This window comes from Nostoc sp. NMS8 (assembly GCF_017115045.1).
Taxonomy (GTDB): domain Bacteria; phylum Cyanobacteriota; class Cyanobacteriia; order Cyanobacteriales; family Nostocaceae; genus Nostoc.
Window position 1 is genome coordinate 39738 of sequence record NZ_JABXKK010000048.1, and the last position, 17864, is coordinate 57601.

Genomic DNA, 17864 nt, shown 5'->3' on the forward strand with positions numbered 1-17864 from the left:
TTGCTAGCCTGAAATCTAAAGATCCCCCAGTTCTCAAAGAAGTCGGGGATCTGGTTGTTTATCAGTCAAAATTGTGTACGCTTCATTAACTAAGTGCATTTTCTCTTGTGCTTGTTTTAGCAGTTGTGGCTGATTCACAAACAAATCTGGATGCCATTTTTTTACTAAAGTTCGATAAGCTTGCTTTACCTCAGCCTGAGAAGCATTTGTTTGCAATCCTAAAATGCTATAGGCGCGAGTAATCTGATCTTTTTCCGTCTGGGTTTTTGGTTGATTTGGTGCTTTGTTGCTTTGAGTTGTATTTTGCTTTTTCCCAGTTTCAGAACCAGGCGATGTCTGATAAGCCTTAGGGCTACGCATCTCTGCTTTCATTCGCGCTATTTCCTCATTGAGTTCCCAATCACGAAATTTTGCCTCAACCTCTTCTTTTTGTGGAGAGAGAGAAGCTTTTGGCGGTGGTGGAGAAACAGATTTTACCCTTGTCTGAGTATTCTTAGCAGGATTTTCCTGTTGTCGCTTAACACCAGTATCTTTTTCAGGAGAAGTTTCAACTCTCTTTGGCTGTGGCGAATATTTTCTATTAGTGTTGTTGGATTTGGGTATTTCTTTATAAGGTTGATAATTTGAGAGTATTTTTACCTTTTCTAACTCTCGTAGCAAATGATTAAAACCGTTTTGTAATTGCTGCAAACTTTCCCGCTTATTAGTAACTTCTAGTGGTGCTTGACTGACTTCAAAACAAATTATTTTATCGATTTTTTGTTCATATTCATCTAAAATTGATAACCCTTGACTGCTAAAACTAGATAAATAATCTTCAACCGCAGTTATACAAAGTTTAGCAACTTCCTGATGATAAGATTCCTTTGCTAATTGTTCGTCTTGTTTTTGGATATTCTTGTTTAGCAAATAAGAAATACTCCCGACGACAGCAGCACCCACTGGGCCGCCTAATAACCAACCAATACCACCACCAACAGCGATAGAACCAGGTTCACTCAAATCATCACTATTATTTGGCTTTGGGGGTAGCATTACTTGTGGTTCGCTAGAAAAGGGAATTAATAAATCTTGTGGTCTTTCTTCTTGAAAAAATTCGTAAGCTTGATAAAGCCATTTAACCGCAGCTAATTGTAATTGATTTAGGTCTTTTTTAAAAGTATTTGTTTGCCAATCCTTAAATTTGTTTTCTGCCAATGCAACTGCTGCATCAGCTTGATATTTTGTGAGTAACTTAGGTAACGCTAGCCAATCGCGTAAATCTCCCACGCTAGTCACAAAACCTTTATAAATTAAGTCGGCTGCTTTTTGTTTAATTTCAATTTTAGTATTTTGTTTATCATCAAAAGATTTTATTTCAAGAGAAATTGGGTCAATTTTAGCTTTTAATGAGAGTTGGATTTGAGAAGCGATCGCTTCCACTCTTGGCAAACGCACGCTACCACGATTTGGTTGCACAATCCCGACAATATTTTGCAACGCTGTTTCAAAAGCTGCTAAACCGCTACTATTGGCAGCCGCAACATCACCTTTTAATCTGGCTCTTAAGGCTGGTAAAGCATCAACACGATATAAATTACTAAAACCTGGAGGTAGTTCAGCTCGAAAGCTTTCTGCAACAAACAGCAGGCGATTTTGGACTTGTTTTTGCTCGTCGGGTTCGAGTAAGTTCAGAAAATTAGCAACAAATATAACTGTTTTAATACCGCGATCTAATAACCAATCTCGTAAGTTTTCCCGCTCACCTAAAGTCATTAACTTGCGTGCATCTAATAATTGGATAACTAAATCTGCGCTTAAAAGTTGTTCTCTAACTAAATTATCTTGTTCATCTCGATCATTTGTTCCCGGTAAATCAAGAAATTCTACACCTGTTTCTAAGAAGGGATGCGGACAAAAAACTTCCACAGATGCTACATCTTTTCGCATCTGCCTATTACCATCAAGAATTGCAAATTGTTGTAAAATTTCTGTGCCACTACGATAGATTTCTGTACCATCTACCAACATGATGCGAGTTCGCACATCAGAACCATACTTGACAGTAATCGATGCGCCTGTGGTAGGGATTAAATCAATCGGTAAGGTGCGATTCCCTAACATGGCATTCAGCAAGGTAGATTTGCCATGATTAAAGGGCCCAAATACCGCAATGCGAAAACTAGGATTAACTAAATGATTGCAAATGGTAATTATATCTTGATGTAGTTGCGATTTGCGTTCTAAATTCAGTAATGCAGATGCAGATTTTAGAGAATCTGCTAAATCCTTATAACCTTCATACTGTTGCTGCATAGTTATCCTATCTTCCTCGTTCCCAGCTTTTAGGTGGGAATGCCTACTAAAAGGCTCCGCCTCCCATAATCATTAGAATTTGAGGTGGAGCCTCAATGAATTGCGTTCCCAGCTTGAAGCTGGGAACGAGAGTAATGAGATATATTAGCTATAGTAAGCTAATAGGTTGCTATAGGCTGCTTCAATTTTTTGCAACTGAGCTATTACATCTTCTTGTAAATCTTTTAAACGATTGAACTCAGTCTCACGATTGATTTCGCGGGTTTGTTTTTGCTTAACTAAATTATCTAATTCAGATTTACGAGAGACGATATCATCGTTAATCCGCTTACTCACTTCTCTTTCATAAGAGTCAAAACACTCTTTCACGGCATTGTATACAACCTGAGATTGCTCATGTGCAACTTGGGGGAGATGTTTAACTAACTCTTTCTTCGCCGTTTTAACTAACTCTTTACGCGCTTGATCTGCTTGTAAAAATCCTACTCCCAAACCTAGCAACGCAAACCCAATAGGGCCAAGAAAAATACCTGTCACTGCGGTAATTATCCCACCAATTCCAATTACAGTGAAGTAGTTTAACAAGATATTTTTCCAATCAAATCCAGCCCCAGCCATTGCAAAACCAGCAAGATTTCCCTTAGAGAGTGATAATAATCCCATTGCCCATTTTGCCCAGCCGGGAGAGTTATCTTCTTCAGTGGTAGTAGTGGCATGTACCTTTACGTCTTGTCCAGTGAGCTTTTCTGTTATTTGGTCTGTGATTTGACTATAAGATGCGCCATATTGTGCAGCACTGCGAGAAAGTTCTTTAAAAGCTGCATTGATATCTTTTTCAGCAGTTAATGTCCAAGCAGCAGATTTGTCAGTGATATATTGCTCAAAGGCTTTTTGCAGTGCGGTGTTAAATGCTTCTCGTTTACCACTACTGAGAAAATCAAACAAATTTAATTCTGGCTGATAGCGTAAGAAATCGGTTTCAAAAGTATTACCTAAGTTTAAAACGTAACTGCGGAAAGATTCGGAAATTGTTCTTGCTTGAGTGTCTCTGGTGTTGATAATTTCTTTTTGGAATTGATCTCGGATACCTGTGAGTTTGTTAAACTCTGGTTCTACTGAATCAATCCGTTTTTTCAATTCATTTACATCTTGGTCAAGTAATGGTACGCGTCTAGCAACTGCTTCGCGGGTATGATTGCAGGCAAGTCTTGCTAAGGTTCTGACTTGACGTAGTTCCGCGATCGCACGTTCTCTGGTAAGAAAAGTATTAAGGGCTTCCATAAACTTCGGAAAGCCAGTCCCATCTAAATCAGCTTGAGGGTTTTTCAAGCGTCGTCTGAGTGCTTGAATTGACGAAAGCTCAAACACGCGTTCGTCATAAATATTCTGACCCTCTACAGAACAATATTCTGCTAAATTCGCGTGAAATACTTGCCGTAATCTATTTTCAGATGCTTTGAGTTCTTCGACGTCATCAGGATCAATCAATGATTCCCGCACCTGATCCCAAGCGTTAACTAAAAAGAAAACCGTCAATCCTCGACCTTTGATATAATTTTCTAGGTAGCGACGCTCACCCAAGGTACAAGGTTGAGAAGCTCTCATCACGAATAAAATTGCATGGCAGTTATTTACATAACCCAAAGATAATTCGTTTCGCGCTTCTGTATCATTCAATCCTGGGCTATCGACAATTTCAATTCCCTTTTCTAATAGCGTTAAGGGATACTCCACTACTGCATAATCAACATCGGGAAAGGCTTGTTTTTTCTCCTGCTCTAATTTTTTAGCTTCAGCCGGATCAATTGTATATTTATATTTAAAGTTCTGAAAGTCTAGCTGTTGCGGACTTTTCCCATCATTAAAATGAATAGTAACTTTCTTTTCTGGCCCATAGCGTAAAACCGTTAATACTGCTGTACAGGGGTTAACATCACTTGGTAATAAGTTTTCACCAATTAAGGCATTGAGAAAGGTACTTTTACCCCGTTTCATATCGCCCAAAACTAAAAGGCGAAATACTCCTTGACGGAGGTTTTTGCTAGCTACAGTAATATCTTCAATATCTCGCTCTAAACTGAGTTTTCCTGATGAAGAATCTCCAGCTAACTCAGCTTTACTAATTGTTTCAGCCAGTTTACTCAAACATACAGAAATCTCCGATCGCACTTGAGCAACACGCTCTAAATCTTGGATAAATCTGTCAGTTGCTACCTGATTGCTCATTATAATTACACCTTAATTAAAGATTAGGTTTTTTAGATTCCAAAAATAATTTGTAAGACATCCACCCCAGCGCACCAACAATAATAAACCCAGCCAGCACTGAAGCTATTCTCACTGCAACCAGTGCTACCACACCAAGAGCAAACAGTTTTCCACCCAGAATCACTTTTTGCATCCAAGGTTTCTGAGAATTTTCTGGTTGATGTTTCACAGTTTGATGAAAAGCCGCATCGTTAGTATGGAGGTTAGTTTCCATTTCCCGGAGTCGCAATTCAACTTCTCGTTCTCGTAGTAAACGTTCCCGGTGTTCAAGTTCTTTTTGGCGATGCCTACGGCGGGCTTCGCCTACACTCTCAGATGTCATCGGTGTTCATCCCGTCTAAGACAATGAAAAGATATCAGCATTCACTCATTAATCATGCTGTATCGTAACTTACGCAAATATTTAGCAACCCCAGTAAAATTACTATTTAAATTTGATCTTTACCCCCTTAAAAAGGGGGTCGCCGCAGGCGGGGGGATCTGATCCGAACTGTATCGGGTGTAATAATACCTACTTATCGCTCATTGTATTGTCTGTGTAGCAACCGCTTTTGAGTCTGCGGTGGATTTTAACCGGGTAATGGTGGCTTTACGAATGCGATCGCTTTTGCGTACTCCGCCTGTCATCTCATATTCCCGGCTATCTTTGCCATACTTCAACACCACACCACTAACTAAGCGTTCTGAGGTTTCGCAAATGCTCTTTTCAAGGGTTTCTATTTTTGCCTTTGCCGAATCAAGGGCAGTTAGCATCATATTATACTGGTCGATCTGGTTGCGGAGTTGTCCAGTTAACTGGATTAAATTGTCTAAACTCATAGAATCACCAAAGTCAAGGCTAGAATCAATCGATTTAAATCCGATTACTCTCTTTTCGGTTTTTTCTAGGACGGAAGAGCTTCTTTGTTTGCGTGGCATCAATTTATGCTTCTTACTAAACTTTATCTTTCTAGAGTGTCTCAATGGGACAATGTAGCGGTTCAGTAAAGCTTACAAAAACAGGTGTTTTTTTTAAAAAGATTAGCTTAATAGCTCAGTAATTGCACTATGCTAGACGAGAAATCGTTCAGAATGGACTTGTGTTCTAACAGAATGGACTTGCGTTCTAACAGAATAGACTTGTGTTCTGACAGAATGGACTTGCGTTCTAACAGAATGGACTTGCGTTCTGGCAGAATGGACTTGCGTTCTGGCAGAATGAACTTGTGTTCTGTCAGAACGGACTTGTATTCTGACAGAATGGACTTGTGTTCTGAACGAATATCAATCAATACAGCGCTTCCGGCAGCTATGAGGTACATCCTCAAAGCTGAAAGCTATGATAGGAAAGGGCAAGAAGAAAAACTGTACTGTATTGCATAATAGCTGTCAATGCTTTAACCCAAGTTTTTCTAGTCCTCTTCTAGAGGACTTGCACCATTAGACAGGGAATTCTATTCCCTGGCGGTCTGGCTGGCGGTCTGGCTGTCTGTATTGCATAATAGCTGTCAGTGCTGTATAGTCACAGACCTAACAACAGCAAAGATTTGCCTCTATCTGTCCTGATTTTATAGTTGAACTGCGATCGCATTAATCCAGTATCTCGCCGAACACACGATTTATATCAGCTTATTACCAAGAATTTTGAGGAATTGGGTGATAATAAGGTGAAGGTTACTGTTGAAACTACTGCTGTCAGTCATGCTCCTAAAGTTCACCTTTGCCCTCAGTCAACAGGAAACTTTTGAACTGCGCTGTGATTATGGCTCACGTCGCCTGGATAAAACGGAGTTGGCAGCACTCATTAATTTGTGTGAGCAAAATTACTATGCTCAACAAAGAGATAATCTACCCTATCTCATCCAGTTGGGACGGCAACTTTATCAATGGCTGGATGGTAAGGAAGGATGGCTGAGAAGGGCGCTGGATGACGCGGATGAGCAAACGATTCTTCTAGATTTGATTAAAACCAGCGAAGCGCAGGGGTTGAACCCAGAAACAGAACGGGTAGCCTTGGGATTGGCGCATTTGCCTTGGGAGTTGCTGCATGATGGCATTGGGTTTTTACTGCAACGTCAAAATATTTCCGTCTTACCAGTGCGTTCTGTGCAGCAGCGTCAAACCCAAATCATTAGCGTGCAAAATCGCCCCTTGCGCTTGCTGTTTATGGCGACTTCTCCTGAAGATCCGAGAGTTCCGCCACTAGGGTTTGAGCAGGAAGAAGCCAACATTTTGCAAGCAACTAAGGATCAGCCTTTGGCGTTGATTGTTGAGGAAAGTGGCTCGGTTGCAGAGTTAGCCAATTTGGTGAAATCCTACCCCGAAGACTATTTTGATGTCTTTCACCTCACGGGACACGGGATAATTTATACCCAACAAGGCTACCGCTATTTGCTGGCAAAAGGTGCAACGCTGCCAGATAATACCCCCTGCTTCATCACTGAAGATGAGGTGGGGAATATGCAGCTTACTACCGTCAATGATTTAGCTAAAGCCTTTCGGGGACGCTGGCCGCGTGTAACTTTTCTCTCTGGTTGTCATACAGGACAGGTTGCTAATAAGGGGACAGTACCCTCGATGGCGCAAGCGTTGGTGAAGGCAGGGGCAGGTATAGTTTTAGGCTGGGCGCGTCCGGTGTATGACCGCACGAGTATTGTAGCAGCACAGGCACTTTACCAAGCTTTGGCGACGGGGGCAACTGTTGAAGCAGCAGTCAAAGCAGCGCAGCAGGAGATGATTGACAAAGAATGCACTGACTGGCATCTGTTGCGGATGTATCGGGATACGCGCCCCATTGCCGAACTGGTGACACCTCTGAGAACAAGAAATCGTGAAAAGCTGAAGTTTACAGCGCCAGAGCAAGAATTTCTCGATGAGAATAATCTAGTTAAAGTTGCCAGTAGGTTTGAGTTTGTCGGACGCAGACGACCTTTGCAACGGTGTCTCAGGGCATTGCGGGAAACCAGCGATCAAATCGGGGTGTTTATTGCCGGGATGGGCGGACTGGGCAAAAGTACCCTGGCGGCGCGGTTATGTACGCGGGTGCAGACGCAGCGTGATAATTTTACGCGAGTCGTGTTGATTGGCCCTCTGGATGAAATAGGTTTGCTGAATAAGCTTTCTAATAAGTTTGAGCGGTTTGCAGATGTGCCAGCACTTTTGAATAAACCAAAGGTGTCTCTGAAAGGGCGGTTGCAAAACTTTTTTGCAGCGATTGAAAAGGAACACAACCAACCTTTGCTGTTGGTGCTAGATGACTTTGAGCAGAATATCCCCACAGCTAATATTGAAGATGGTTCGCTGCGGATGACGGCAGAAGCTTACGAAATTTTAGGGGCGATTTGTGGGGCGTTGGAGGAAAACGGGGGAGAAAGTCGGCTGATTGTTACTTGTCGCTATTTGGAAGAAGACACTTTGCCACCTCATCGCCTGCATTTGGAATCTTTGGCAGGGATGAGCAGCAGTGATATTGATAAAATCTGCTTTCCCTTAGATAAAGAAGTTAGGCAGCAGTTAAAAACTCAGCGAATTATCCACATAGCTGATGGTAATCCCCGCTTGCTGAAGTGGTTGTTAGAGGTGATTCAGCAACCAGGAATAGCGACGGATGAATTACTCAATCGGCTGGAGGCGACTGAGCAAAAATTCCGCGAAGATATCTTGGCGCAAACTCTACTGGCTGCTTTGGAACCGGAAGAACAAAAGTTTCTCGCACGATTGAGTGTGTTTCACTTGCCGGTGACAGAGGAGATTTTTGAAGTTCTTACTTTTTTGCCCACATCTTCTGAGATCCCCCCAACCCCCCTTAAAAAGGGGGGCAATATTCCCTCCTCAACCCCCTTTCTAAGGGGGTCGGCGCAGCTGGGGGGATCTCATACTTGGCTTGTTCAAAAATTAACCAAGCTAACCAGCCTTAGCCTAGTCGAGTCGGCCACCACTCACCCCAACCAGCCAGCTAATTATCGGGTGACGACAATTTTAGAACCGTTGTTAGAACCAGTGTTGAATGAGGAAGAATGGCAAGCAACGCGACAACAAGGGGTGAGGAAAATCCATCAAGCTTGGTGGGAGGAGAATGAAAACCCCACAGAAGTAGAATTACTGGAAATTGTGCGGTTGGGATTGTTGGCAAGAGAAGAGGAAATTGCTGTCAGCATTGGGCATAGGATTGCAAACAATTGGGTGAGCAATTCCCGCTTTGTGGAAACTTTTGATTTGTGTAAGCAAGTTCTGGCAGTTTTTCCAGACTACCGCATCTTGGGAACCATTGCCCGTGCTGAAAAGGTTTTGGGTTTGGTGCAAGAAGCTGTTGCTCATTTTCACCAAACCTTAGACTTTTGCCCTGAAGAGGAATTGCAAGACAAATCTGCTACCCTCAACAACATGGCACAGGTAATCGCCGACCAAGGGGACATCCCAAAAGCGATCGCACTTTACGAGCAATCCTTGGAAATAAAGGAGCAGATTGGCGATGTCCAAGGTAAAGCCACTACCCTCAACAACATGGCACTGGTATTCGCCCAACAAGGGGACATCCCAAAAGCGATCGCACTCTACGAGCAATCCTTGGAAATACAACAGCAGATTGGCGATGTCAAAGGTAAAGCCACAACCCTGGCAAATATAGCTGGTGTAATCGCCCAACAAGGGGACATCCCAAAAGCGATCGCACTTTGGCAGCAAGACTTGGAAATATCTGAGCAGATTGGTGATGTCAAAGGTAAAGCCGCAACTCTCAACAACATGGCACAGGTAATCGCCGACCAAGGGGACATCCCAAAAGCAATCGCACTCTGGGAGCAATCCTTGGAAATACAACAGCAGATTGGTGATGTCAAAGATAAAGCCGCTACCCTGGCAAATATGGCTCAGGTAATCGCCGACCAAGGGGACATAGCAAAAGCGATTGTACTTTGGGAGCAATCCTTGGAAATATTTGAGCAGATTGGTAATGTCCAAGGTAAAGCCACTATTCTCAACAACATGGCACTGGTAATCGCCCAACAAGGGGACATCCCAAAAGCGATCGCACTCTGGGAGCAAGACTTGGAAATATCTGAGCAGATAGGCGATGTCAAAGGTAAAGCCGCAACCCTCAACAACATGGCACAGGTATTCGCCCAACAAGGGGACATCGCAAAAGCGATCGCACTTTGGCAGCAATCCTTGGAAATACAACAGCAGATTGGTGATGTCAAAGGTAAAGCCGCAACTCTCAACAACATGGCACAGGTATTCGCCCAACAAGGGGACATCGCAAAAGCGATCGCACTTTGGGAGCAATCCTTAGAAATAATTGAGCAGATTGGCGATGTCAAAGGTAAAGCCACTATTCTCAACAACATGGCACTGGTAATCGCCCAACAAGGGGATACCGCAAAAGCGATCACACTCTACGAGCAAGTTGCTTCCACGCTTGCACAAATAAGTGCCTATGGTGATTTGGTAACAGTTCTGAGTAATTTAGGCTTAACAGTTGAAAGTAACGGTTTGGTTTACCTAGCTCAAGCAATATGGCTGACGCTAAGGATTCAAGCGTCATTAGCAGATACCATTAAATTAATCCGTGTTTTATATAATAGAGTGCCTCAAGGTGATGAGCTAAAAGCTTTGCTAGGAGCAACGGCAATGTTCTTCTGCAAGCGCCGAGGTGAAGGTCATCCTCAGTTAGAGGAACTTCAAAAGCGTAGTTTCAAGATTGTATTAGATGTGGCGGGTGCCCAAGGAATTAAAATGCCGGAAGCGTTTGATGCTTGGGTTGTCCAGCAACGGTTAAATGATCCAGAATATTTCCTCCCCCGACTCAATCAACGCCTAGAGGAAATTGTCGGCAATGGGTGGTTGTTTGACCGCAGTCAAGTTTCAATGGGTAAATAAGGGGAAATGCGATCGCGTTAATCTTAATGATTTTTGTTGGCTTGCCCAGAGAGAAGGTGCGATAGAGATAACAGAGATGCGATCGCGTTAATCTAAAATTAGTTGTGACAATGTAACCAGCTTATGCAGTCCTTCAATATTACTCTGCCAGATGCGATCGCACTACAAGTCACCGCTTGCACTACAAGAGCAACCACACTTACCAAATTGTTTTGATGTGTGGATAGTTGAGAATTTTTTGATCGCAGGTTATGAGTTCTATATTGCGGCGGTAGGCGATTGCAACAATAATGCGATCGGCTGGATCTTTGTGGAAATCGCCGGGTAATTGAGTGCTGGCTATTGCATCTAGTGGATCAAGTGGTTCTATGGTGATTCCAGGTCGAGTTTTTGCAATTGCAAACCATTCATTGATGGCAAGGGGGAGGGGTAGTTTTCCTGCACTATGCTTGACTGCAATTTCCCAAACAGAAATGGCAGAAACCATGAGCGAGTTTTGGTTTTCGCCTATGGTTAATAGGGTACGGCCACGTTCGGAAAGCTGCTCTGGAGTATGGAGCCACCAGAGCCAAGCGTGAGTGTCAAGTAAAATCATTGATCCATTGCATCCCATAATTCAGGCATGGGTTCGTCAAAATCTGGAGGAATAGTAATGGGGATTCTGCGTAGGGGATGCTGAGGACTGCGATCGCGGGTTAAATCAAGTTCGTCAGTGGATTGGGATGGCTGTGATGCTGAGGGCACTGTCAGGCTTTGAGCCAAAAGTTGGAGAATGCGAATCCTTCCTGCTAAATCGAGGCTGAGGAGTTGCTGCTCTAGTTCTTGAATGCTCATGGCTTCGCGCCTCATGACTGTGTTATTTATTTTAGCTGAAACACGACATTTCTCAAGCTAGCTCTTAAAACTGTATTATCTTCTTATGAAAGTGCTGCTTGATGAATGCCTGCCTAAGAAATTAAAGCAAGAAATCACAGGTCAATAGTTTTTACTCCGACTAAGCTACAGCTATTGTTGCACAGTATGATTTTTGTTGAATTGCTGAGGGGAAATGCGATCGCGTTACTCTTAAATTAATCGCTCACAATGTAACCAGCTTATGCAATCCCTCAATATTACTCTGCCAGATGCGATCGCTTAGACAATTATGATTATTGTTGAATTGCTGAGTAGGGAAATGCGATATGGGATTTTAGGCAAATTAAATGTAAATTATGCGATCGCTATAAGCCAAAATTTTTATAGATACTCACACAGGTACAGTCAAAATGGATATTAAAAATGGCTTCGTCGGCACTGTTGGCAACACACCTCTGATTCGCTTAAACAGCTTCAGCGAAGAAACAGGGTGTGAAATCCTTGCTAAAGCAGAATTTCTCAATCCTGGCGGTTCCGTCAAAGACCGCGCCGCACTTTACATTATTGAAGATGCAGAAGAGAAAGGTCTACTCAAACCTGGTGGCACTGTTGTCGAAGGAACCGCTGGTAATACTGGCATTGGACTAGCTCATATTTGCAACGCCAAAGGCTACAAATGTCTAATTATTATTCCCGATACCCAGTCACAAGAAAAAATAGACGCACTGATAGCACTAGGGGCAGAAGTTCGTCCCATCCCTGCTGTACCCTATAAAGACCCAAACAACTACGTCAAACTATCTGGCAGAGTCGCTGCTGAGTTAGAAAATGCCATTTGGGCAAATCAGTTTGATAATTTAGCCAACCGCCGCGCCCACTACGAAACCACAGGGCCAGAAATTTGGGCGCAAACAGATGGTAAAATAGATGGATGGACAACTGCAACTGGTACTGGTGGTACTTTTGCTGGTGTATCGTTGTACTTAAAAGAACAAAATCCAGCGATTAAATGCGTTGTAGCCGATCCCCTGGGTAGTGGACTTTATAGCTATGTCAAAACTGGCGAAATCAAGATAGAAGGAAATTCTATCACCGAAGGCATTGGTAACAGTCGTATCACAGCCAATATGGAAGGCGCACCAGCCGATGATGCCATTCAAGTAGATGACAAAGAAGCTTTGCGGGTAGTTTACCAACTGTTGAGGAAAGATGGGTTATTAATGGGCGGTTCAACGGGTATTAATGTTGCGGCAGCTGTTGCCTTAGCGAAGCAGTTAGGCCCAGGACATACCATTGTCACAATCTTGTGTGATAGTGGTTCTCGGTATCAGTCGCGGATATTTAACCAGGAATGGCTAGCCTCAAAAGGACTTTCAATAGATTAGTCATTGGTCATTGGTCATTAGTCATTAGTCATTAGCTTCCAACTTTTGACAAATGACAAATGACAAAGGACAAAAAACAAATGAACAACATAACTCAATCATCAAACTTCTCCACAAGTAGATGTGTGCAAGTTTGTCAAAATCGCACCTGCAAAAAGCAAGGTGCAGCTAAGGTATTAGCCGCTTTTGCAGCTTTGCCAATCCCTGGTGTAACGGTAACGGCTAGCAGCTGTTTGGGACAATGTGGCAATGGGCCGATGGTGCTGGTATTACCCGATATGGTCTGGTATAGCAGCGTTCAACCAGATGAAGTATCTCTACTGGTAGAACATCATTTGCTAAGTGGTCAAATAGTCGAACAGATGCTCTATTATCGGTTTCATCCCCAAAAATCAAACTAAATATCAATGTCTGCAATCTTGTTGACTGAAGAGAGGCATCCAATGAATATCCAACAGCTGTGTCAATCCTTAAAACAAAACTGGCTGAGTTACTACGAACAAAATATTTCCTGGTTGGTCAAAATGCGAATTTGGGGCACTTACGATGGTCTGCGCCGTCCTTTGTCCGGTTTTATTTTGGCAACACTGTCTGTTTTGGAACCCCAGTTTGATGAAATACTTTCTTTTATGGTGGATCTGAATAACGATCCAGATAAAATAGTCACCGCTTTAGGTCTTAACTTTAATCCTGACAAAGAGTTACGTTTAATAAAATCAGAGTATTCTATGGCTACAAGCCAAGCTGAAAACGAGTCGCCAGATGAGAAGTATTCTGAGGAGAAACATCTGTCATCGGTTGTAACTGCTACCAAGATTGCACCTGATTCTTCTGCTAAGACTCTAGACTCCACGTCGCCAAGCACCGATCAACTTATGCTATCAGTTACAGCGACAACGGAGGTAGTTCGCACACGCAAACCTGAGTTGGTAGGCGCATTTGCTACTAAAATTGCTCCAGATACTCCGATAAAAACGCCATCCTCCAGTTTTCTCAGCGAATATCAACCACTACATAGCAGCTTTGCAGCTTATCGTCAGACATCGCCCCTTGAACGCCTCCCTTCAGGAACCTCGCTGACGATGACAATGACTCCTGAGGTTAACAGCAAAGCCAAAACTATGCCATCTGTGGCATTAGCTACAGAGGCCAAAAGCAACGCGGTATCTGCCCGAATCCCTGTAGGCGCATTCCTGGCAATTACCACGGAGATTAACAGTAATGGTAAACCAGTGCGATCGCTAGCAATTACTACTGAGCTTAAAAGCAACGGTAAACATCAGAATATTCCACCACAAGAAGTTAAAAGCAAAGTAAATTTACCAACCACTAATGCCCGTAATCTAGCTTCTTGGGTAGATCAATTTTGTCAAGGTACTAGATGGGATGGGAAAGAGGATATTTTGATTTGAAATGGGGACTGGGGACTGGGGACTGGGGACTGGAGATTGGGGACTGGGGAAATAAGTATGTGGACTTAGTACCTCAATCAAGCAATTACGAATTATGGATACTCGTGAGAGACAAAGGGGATTTCTACTATTTCACCCTCAATTTCTCCTACTTTGACTTTTAAGCCTACGCCACCAGCTTTCGTGCGAATGTAACCTAGTCCAAAGTAACCATCAGCGGTTTCTGTGTAACTGGTAAGTTTGCCGACCTTTTCATCTCCAATTGCGATCGCACTTCCCACTTCCGCAGGGGCACTGAGATGTATCCCAAAAAGGTGTTGTTTTACACCTTTATATGTATTTAACCGAGCAATGGTTTCTTGCCCAATATAACAACCTTTATTAAAAGAAATTGTTTGCCACAAACCAACTTCTAGGGGATTGTAATCATCTGTGAGTTCCGAATCTGGGGCTGGGCGTCCTTGTAAGATTCGCAAAGTATCCCAGGCGCGATCGCTCATCTCAACTGCCCCAGCCTCTAACAATTTGTTCCACACTGAAGATTTATCAGTATAGGGGAAAGTCAACGTGTATCCGGGAGCCGCTAACCCGCTACCCACAGCAATCCGCACTCCCTCCGCCGGAGCAATTGTATATACTTTGTGACTACCATAAGGTTGGCCAATGAGTTCGCCAATACCCAACTTTTCTAAAACAGCATCACTTCCTGGGCCAATGAGGCTGAAGGTGTTGGTGTATTCTGTGATATCAGATAATTCCACCTTGTCGGCAAAGAAAATATATTTATCTAGCCATTCCATGAGAAACTGGCGGCGGTTAGGCGAAACCAGCAAGATTACCGCGTCTTCTCTCACGTAGGCGGTTACTAAATCAATTGTTCTGGCTGTAGAAGTGACAAAAACCGTATCACAACCTTGTCCTGGCTTGAGTATTTGGAAATTGTTAGTACTTTGGTTGTGTAAGAAATTGAGGCGATCGTCGCCAGACACTTTGATGCGTCCCCAGGCGGTGCGATCGCATATTGCAACCCCAACTCTGGCGGCTTCGATAGCTGCTGCGTCTTTATCGTCAATTGTAGATGTTGGCATGGTGATGAGAAGTTGCCCTGTTTCAATGTTGTCGCACTGGAAATCTTAACAAATAAGCGTTTGCAGCTTCAACGAAGACGCAGGGAGAAGGGGGCAGGGAGCGGGGGGAAATGACCCCTGACTCCTGCGTGGAATGAAGGGGGGAACATATTCTTACGTCCCCCAATCAGAGTTAAGTGGTTCTCATATCCTGCGGGAAGCTAACGCAACAGGTGGGGTCGAATCTCCCCTTTCTGTTCCTTCTCCCCTGCTCCCTGCTCCCTGCTCTCTTGCGTCTTTTTCAATCATATAGGGGATTACTTAAAGCCAGTTCCTTTATTCCCAATATGTTTTCCAATCATCCTTAAAAGCTTGCTGTAATTTATTCATATAAGCATAGGTTTTAATTTTCACCATCCATCCCTTATTACCGTTGCTGCCACCTCCTTTACAGATAACACCTTCAGCTACACCATATTTACCTTCTCGAACATTATCAATAAATTGACCTGTGATTTTACCACGATAAACAACCCGTGGAATGTGTAATTGGCTAAAATATTGAATAAATTCTTCGGGAGTAATAATATATTTATCTATTTGGACATCAAAGAGAATTAGTTGTTTTGGGTCATCTCTTCGGTGCATTCCTGCAAAAGAGTTAGTCCCCAGAAACTCTGTAAACACAGTAATTTCAGTGTATTGACAATTAAATTTTTCTTGAAATACTCTTTCTAAAGAGGCGGCAAAATCTCTGTTAAAAATCTCAGGAGCTTCTTCTAAACCTGGATGTGCTTTGTTGAATTGTGCAATCCCCATATCATCAAAATCAAATCGATCTCGACGTGTACCAAAGGCATACCACCCAAGCTCTGATTCCCAAACCCAGTGGAGATTTGTACCATCATATTTCTCGAAAGCGATACAATGCTCCCAAGGGCAATTTTTGCTATCTGGGATTTTAGGATAAACAAGTTGTACTCGTGCCATTGGATGAAAAAGCTGTAAATTACTTGTATTATAAATGACTGCTTTAGGCAGGCACATACTATACTTTCTCGGAGTGGGAGCAAAATTTTAAACAGGATTACGGAATTGAGATTACATTGCTTGGAGTCACAATTATCAGAAAAACTTCTTGCTTGATTCACTTTCAGGAAGAAATCTTGAAAACAGCCAAATGATGAAACCTATAAAGGAGAGAAATTAACATGAGCGACAATAATAACTCACAACCCACAGAAGATAAACCACAACCTCCGAAGACAATAGGAAAACCAATTAAGACCGAATTCATTAGCCCACGACAACAACCAACAATAGAGAAACCATCAGATACTAATACTAATTGAGAATAATGAGTCTGGTGAGCAAAAGTTAACAGATGCGATCGCATCGGCTCATCTTCAAATTACCCAAATGGTTGGAGGATAAGGCAATGCTGCAAAATCTGATTACTCAACAACATTATTTCGTGTTGAAGCTTTTCTCAGCACTGGGATGTGGCTTAATAGCCGGAGTTTTCTTCGCCTTCTCGTCTTTTGTGATGAGTGCCCTTGCCAGACTCCAGCCAGCACAAGGCATTGCTGCCATGCAATCTATCAATATCACAGTGATCAATCCATTGTTCATGGTAGTCTTCTTGGGAACAGCTATGGCCTGCATCTTTCTGGCTATCTCCTCGCTATTAAAGTGGCATCAATCTGATGCTGTCTACTTGCTCCTTGGCAGCTTGCTGTACCTCATTGGTACTTTTGGCGTGACAATCGTTTTCAATGTGCCACTCAACGAAGCGCTGGCGAAAGTCGAGCCTGATACTGCCATAGGTGCAAGCCTGTGGTCTAGCTATCTTAGCAACTGGACAATCTGGAACCACATTCGCGCAGCAACAGCCCTTGCAGCAGCGGCATTAATCACCATTGCGCTCTATTACCCTGCGGCGAAATCGTAATATTTTACTTTCCTTCACCGATTAGTGACATACTCCTACACTGACTCTTCTCTATGAGATGCTAAAAGCGTAGCTTGCTTCTCTATAAGGGTACGCAGACTGGCTACTTACTGCTGCGCTATCCCAACGACAAATATTGACGCCCACCTACCTAGTCTTATTTAATTTTGTGCCAATAATTGATTGCTCTTTATCCTTTATAAAAAATTTAGAACTATTAATTCTAATAACGTCATAATTTTCTGGTATAAAGACAGAAGCTAAAGTAGCTGCGATATCTGCAAGAGAAATCTTAAAAGCTAATGGTACCCTGAAATTAAAAAATGATCTTGGCATTGCTCTAACATTTAAATACAATTTTTTTTGACTTACGTACCATACCCCAGTAAATTTATTACCTGTTATGATTTCTTTCGGTCTAGAGAAAAGAAGCATTTGAACTTTGGTTTGTTCATAAGTCATATCATCTCTAAATTCAATAGTGATTTTTTCCGAAGACGTATCAAAACGCCATTTTCCCAAAAGCAAAATTTCTATTTCTATATCAGAATGCTTACTATTATCCATATTTATCCTCAAAGTTAGTTTTATCTCTAATTTTTGCTATAAATTATAGAAAACTTTCGTTACAAGTTTTTGTACGAGAAAAGAATAAGTGCATTTGCCAAACCAACCAAGACTTTACCTGCCAAGCTCCCATTGAAAGGTGTTCTGTAGATGATTTTGGGGATAATTCTAAGCTATCTTGGTCAATGATGCTACTTAGAACTTCAAC

General features: G+C 42.6%; 16 protein-coding genes. 6 read left to right on the forward strand and 10 right to left on the reverse strand.

Translation table 11 applies throughout. The features are described 5' to 3' along the window. Window positions 1-33 precede the first annotated feature (33 nt). The 5 genes from HWQ39_RS08325 to HWQ39_RS08345 form a co-directional block, all read right to left on the reverse strand. Complete coding sequence (locus HWQ39_RS08325; RefSeq protein ID WP_292843434.1) at window positions 34-2295, reverse strand: dynamin family protein; 2262 nt, start codon at window positions 2293-2295, stop codon at window positions 34-36. 144 nt (window positions 2296-2439) lie between these two features. Then, window positions 2440-4521: a dynamin family protein gene (locus HWQ39_RS08330; protein WP_292843435.1), complete on the reverse strand. Its 2082-nt coding sequence runs from the start codon at window positions 4519-4521 to the stop codon at window positions 2440-2442. Between the two features lie 16 nt (window positions 4522-4537). Next, window positions 4538-4885 (reverse strand): DUF3040 domain-containing protein, encoded by a 348-nt coding sequence (locus tag HWQ39_RS08335; RefSeq protein WP_292843436.1) that lies wholly within the window; start codon window positions 4883-4885, stop codon window positions 4538-4540. 200 nt (window positions 4886-5085) lie between these two features. Continuing rightward, window positions 5086-5481 carry a hypothetical protein gene (locus HWQ39_RS08340; RefSeq protein WP_292843437.1) on the reverse strand — a complete coding sequence of 132 codons (396 nt, stop codon included), beginning with the start codon at window positions 5479-5481 and terminating at the stop codon, window positions 5086-5088. A gap of 107 nt (window positions 5482-5588) precedes the next feature. Continuing rightward, the gene (locus tag HWQ39_RS08345) at window positions 5589-5864 is read right to left on the reverse strand and encodes a hypothetical protein (protein ID WP_292843438.1); all 276 of its coding nucleotides are present in this window, start codon (window positions 5862-5864) and stop codon (window positions 5589-5591) included. Between the two features lie 358 nt (window positions 5865-6222). Between HWQ39_RS08345 and HWQ39_RS08350 the strand changes: the two genes are divergently transcribed. After that, window positions 6223-10419 carry a tetratricopeptide repeat protein gene (locus HWQ39_RS08350; RefSeq protein ID WP_292843439.1) on the forward strand — a complete coding sequence of 1399 codons (4197 nt, stop codon included), beginning with the start codon at window positions 6223-6225 and terminating at the stop codon, window positions 10417-10419. 199 nt (window positions 10420-10618) lie between these two features. Here HWQ39_RS08350 and HWQ39_RS08355 read toward each other — a convergent pair whose 3' ends face one another. Both HWQ39_RS08355 and HWQ39_RS08360 read right to left on the reverse strand, forming a co-directional pair. Then, window positions 10619-11014 (reverse strand): type II toxin-antitoxin system VapC family toxin, encoded by a 396-nt coding sequence (locus HWQ39_RS08355; RefSeq protein WP_292843440.1) that lies wholly within the window; start codon window positions 11012-11014, stop codon window positions 10619-10621. Then, window positions 11011-11253: a hypothetical protein gene (locus HWQ39_RS08360; protein ID WP_292843441.1), complete on the reverse strand. Its 243-nt coding sequence runs from the start codon at window positions 11251-11253 to the stop codon at window positions 11011-11013. The genes HWQ39_RS08355 and HWQ39_RS08360 overlap by 4 nt, the downstream gene beginning before the upstream one ends. Before the next feature lie 431 nt (window positions 11254-11684). Between HWQ39_RS08360 and HWQ39_RS08365 the strand changes: the two genes are divergently transcribed. From HWQ39_RS08365 to HWQ39_RS08375, 3 genes are all read left to right on the forward strand, one after another. Then, a complete protein-coding gene (locus HWQ39_RS08365) occupies window positions 11685-12659 on the forward strand; it encodes a cysteine synthase A (RefSeq protein WP_292843442.1) in 975 nt (324 codons plus the stop codon). An 80-nt stretch (window positions 12660-12739) separates the two neighbouring features. Continuing rightward, window positions 12740-13060: an NAD(P)H-dependent oxidoreductase subunit E gene (locus HWQ39_RS08370; RefSeq protein ID WP_292843443.1), complete on the forward strand. Its 321-nt coding sequence runs from the start codon at window positions 12740-12742 to the stop codon at window positions 13058-13060. A 42-nt stretch (window positions 13061-13102) separates the two neighbouring features. Continuing rightward, window positions 13103-14071, forward strand: a complete 969-nt coding sequence (locus tag HWQ39_RS08375) for a DUF5331 domain-containing protein (protein ID WP_292843444.1) — start codon at window positions 13103-13105, stop codon at window positions 14069-14071. A 92-nt stretch (window positions 14072-14163) separates the two neighbouring features. Here HWQ39_RS08375 and HWQ39_RS08380 read toward each other — a convergent pair whose 3' ends face one another. Then, window positions 14164-15159: a folate-binding protein gene (locus HWQ39_RS08380; protein WP_292843445.1), complete on the reverse strand. Its 996-nt coding sequence runs from the start codon at window positions 15157-15159 to the stop codon at window positions 14164-14166. A 315-nt stretch (window positions 15160-15474) separates the two neighbouring features. Further along, window positions 15475-16185: an RNA ligase family protein gene (locus tag HWQ39_RS08385; protein WP_292843446.1), complete on the reverse strand. Its 711-nt coding sequence runs from the start codon at window positions 16183-16185 to the stop codon at window positions 15475-15477. Between the two features lie 164 nt (window positions 16186-16349). Here HWQ39_RS08385 and HWQ39_RS08390 point away from each other — a divergent pair, with 164 nt between their 5' ends. Together HWQ39_RS08390 and HWQ39_RS08395 are read left to right on the forward strand one after the other, a co-directional pair. Continuing rightward, a complete protein-coding gene (locus HWQ39_RS08390) occupies window positions 16350-16490 on the forward strand; it encodes a hypothetical protein (protein ID WP_292843447.1) in 141 nt (46 codons plus the stop codon). Between the two features lie 32 nt (window positions 16491-16522). Beyond that, complete coding sequence (locus tag HWQ39_RS08395) at window positions 16523-17089, forward strand: anthrone oxygenase family protein (RefSeq protein ID WP_292843448.1); 567 nt, start codon at window positions 16523-16525, stop codon at window positions 17087-17089. Between the two features lie 147 nt (window positions 17090-17236). Here the strand turns inward: HWQ39_RS08395 and HWQ39_RS08400 are convergent, their stop codons facing one another. After that, window positions 17237-17656, reverse strand: coding sequence for a hypothetical protein (locus HWQ39_RS08400; RefSeq protein WP_292843449.1), 420 nt, complete (start codon window positions 17654-17656; stop codon window positions 17237-17239). Window positions 17657-17864: the final 208 nt, after the last annotated feature.